Here is a 2,659-nt window from a genome sequence, read left to right as displayed (position 1 = left end):
TCGACCTGGCCTGCGACCTCTACGTGACCCCCCTCACGGACTGACCACACCAGATCCGAAAGTCAACCCCCGAGAGACTTCCAGGCAAGGCCACTTAGTTCAGAGAAGATCCCTTCGAGGATGACGTGGTAGCCGGCGTTCAGGGCGTGGCGGCACATGGCGTCGAGCAGCCCGATGTTCACACCGTCCGGCTTGTCCCCTGTCCTGTAGGTTCTTGCGGCGCACCGCGTTCTGACTGGTGATCGCCATGCCGCGTAGGCCATACGTTTCCCGTACGGTTCGGGCCACGGTGGACTAGCCCGATCCCGAGTTCCCGCGGTGTTCCGCGCCACGCTGCATGAGGACGTAGTTGGGTTGTCGGTCGTTGATGGTGTTGATCAGTGACCGAGGGGTGGTTTGGGCGTGTCCGGTTTCGTGTGCGACGCCAGCGTGAGCATGAGTTCCCGGGGTGAGTACTTGGCCCTCCATCGCTGATCTTGGCCAGTGACCTTGGCATGCCCCGCATCGTCATCAGCCGTTCGCGCTGAGTGATCAGTCGATTACTGATATGCAGGAGGGTGTGCGGCTGACTGCTGGAGGGGGAGTCGGCCTTGCCGTGGGGCGATCGTTATCTAGGGTTCTTTGTATCTCTTCGCAGGTCAGAGCGCGATGATCTTGTCCGGCACGTAAGGCACGCTGGTTGACCCGGAAGTGGTGCACCAGTTGCTCGTGCGCACCAGCCACGCTGACCCGCTGACCCAGCTCACGCCGGCGAACACCAGGTGATGGAACCCCTGGCGCAGGGCCTGACCAACGCCTCGATCGCGCAATCCCTGCACGGGTCGCAGAGCGCGGGGGAAAAGCACGTCAACGCACTGTTCGACAAACTCCGCCCTGTCGCACACCACCAGCTACAGTTATCGCCGGGGCCTAGCGGTGTCCTAGCGGTGCTGCGCTACCTCGGCTCCTGAGGTTTTCCGCAGGAAGAATGGGCGGGGCACCGCATTCTGCCGCGAAGTTGATCTCCGTAGCGTTGTACCCATGATGCAGACGATGATGAACGTGCTGGTGACGGCGGTTGTGGCGGCGAGTGGCTCCGGCGCGGACGTACGCCCCGACATGGAGAAGATCGTGACGGGCAACGGCGCCACGGCGGTCCTGGCACGGGTCTCCGACGCCGACCGTACCTGGTCGGGCGCCGTCGGCGTACGCGATATCGAGCGTGGCGGACGGCCTTCTCCCAACGGCTACTTCCGGGCAGCATCACCAAGACCTTCGTCGCCACCGTGGTGCTCCAGCTCGTGGACGAGAACAAGGCGGACCTCGACGACCCCATCGAGCGGTACCTGCCCGGTCTCGTGCCCGGCGGCTCACAGATCACCGTCCGCGAGATCCTCAACCACACCAGCCACCTGTACGACTACATGAGCGAGCCCGGCTACTCGACCAACCGCTGGCGCGGCGAGGCCCGGTTCCGCTCGTACCAGCCGCGAGAGCTGCTCAAGGTCGCCTTCGCCAAGCAACTCCCCGACGACGGGAAGTGGCACTACTCCAACACCAACTACGTGGTGCTCGGGCTCCTGGTGGAGAAGCTGACCGGCAACCCGTACGGCGAGGAGGTCGCGCGCCGCATCCTGCGCCCGCTGAAGCTGCGCCACACGGTGGTGCCGGGGAACAGGGCAGGAGTGCCGTCGCCGCATGCCAAGGGGTACGAGCCGCTGCCCGACCTGGTGGACGCGACCCGGATGAACCCCTCACTGGACTGGGCCGCCGGGGAGATGATCTCGACCACCGACGACCTGGAGAGGTTCATGTCGGCGCTGCTCGACGGCAAGCTCATCAGCGAGCCGTCCCTGAAGGCGATGCGCACGACGGTCGAGACCGGGGCGGGGTTCGGCTACGGGCTCGGGCTGCAGGCGTACACGCTGCCGTGCGGCACGGTGTGGGGGCACAGCGGTGAGCTGATCGGGTATCTGACGTTCGCGTTCCGCTCGGACTCCGGCAAGTCGCTCACCCTGTCGATCAACCCCTCGACCCGCAACCCGTCCACTGCGGAGGTCATGGGCATCGCCGTCAAGGTGTTCTGCGGGGCTTCGCAGTAGGCTGCCCGGCTCTTAGATCGCCCTTACGCGCTGCCTTCTATGGTGATGTCGCCCCCGGCCTGCCCGAGCGCGGCGGCGGCATCGGCTCGTCCACCAGCCACCACATCATCGCCATCAGCCGCGCCAGACTTGGGCTCGACCAGTCCACGCCGTGGCCCCGGTAGTACGACAAGTACAAAGCGATCCGGCCCGCGTACGTCTTCTCGGTGTTGAACGCCCGGCCCGCCCCGCGCAGCCCCGCCAGATACGCGCATGCCTCGACATGCAACTCGAGATCCTCATCATCAACCACCACCCACGACACCGACTCGTCAGCGGCCACCGCCCGCTCAGGCCGGTAGTACCGAGGCAGCGCACCTGACATGGCTGACATGCCTGAAGACCCCTAGATATCTGTCTGGCAAGTACGCGCCCGCCTTACTTGCCTGACATGGCTGACTACCAAAAGTCACCCCAGATAACATGGGCGTCTGGGTGCGCGCACGGGTGTGTCCAGTCAGTGGCTCTGGCGCACTTTCGGTGGTGACGGACCGTGGTTTAGCCGAGCAGGATGCGATGGCGGAGGAGCACGAAGCCGG

Annotated in this window: 3 protein-coding genes; 1 reads left to right on the top strand and 2 read right to left on the bottom strand. The window is 65.1% G+C overall.

The window, feature by feature from the left end:
• Positions 1-638: 638 nt before the first annotated feature.
• Positions 639-818 (bottom strand): hypothetical protein, encoded by a 180-nt coding sequence (locus AB0J09_RS61855; protein WP_360713449.1) that lies wholly within the window; start codon positions 816-818, stop codon positions 639-641.
• Between the two features lie 447 nt (positions 819-1,265).
• Between AB0J09_RS61855 and AB0J09_RS61850 the strand changes: the two genes are divergently transcribed.
• A complete protein-coding gene (locus tag AB0J09_RS61850) occupies positions 1,266-2,081 on the top strand; it encodes a serine hydrolase domain-containing protein (RefSeq protein ID WP_360713447.1) in 816 nt (271 codons plus the stop codon).
• Positions 2,082-2,118: 37 nt separating this feature from the next.
• On the opposite strand, the gene AB0J09_RS61845 is transcribed toward AB0J09_RS61850, so the two are convergent.
• Positions 2,119-2,445: a hypothetical protein gene (locus tag AB0J09_RS61845; protein ID WP_360713445.1), complete on the bottom strand. Its 327-nt coding sequence runs from the start codon at positions 2,443-2,445 to the stop codon at positions 2,119-2,121.
• Positions 2,446-2,659 lie beyond the last annotated feature (214 nt).

Origin of the sequence: Nonomuraea sp. NPDC049784 (assembly GCF_040659615.1) — a bacterium.
Taxonomy (GTDB): Bacteria; Actinomycetota; Actinomycetes; order Streptosporangiales; family Streptosporangiaceae; genus Nonomuraea.
This window is presented reverse-complemented; position numbering and strand designations above follow the sequence as displayed.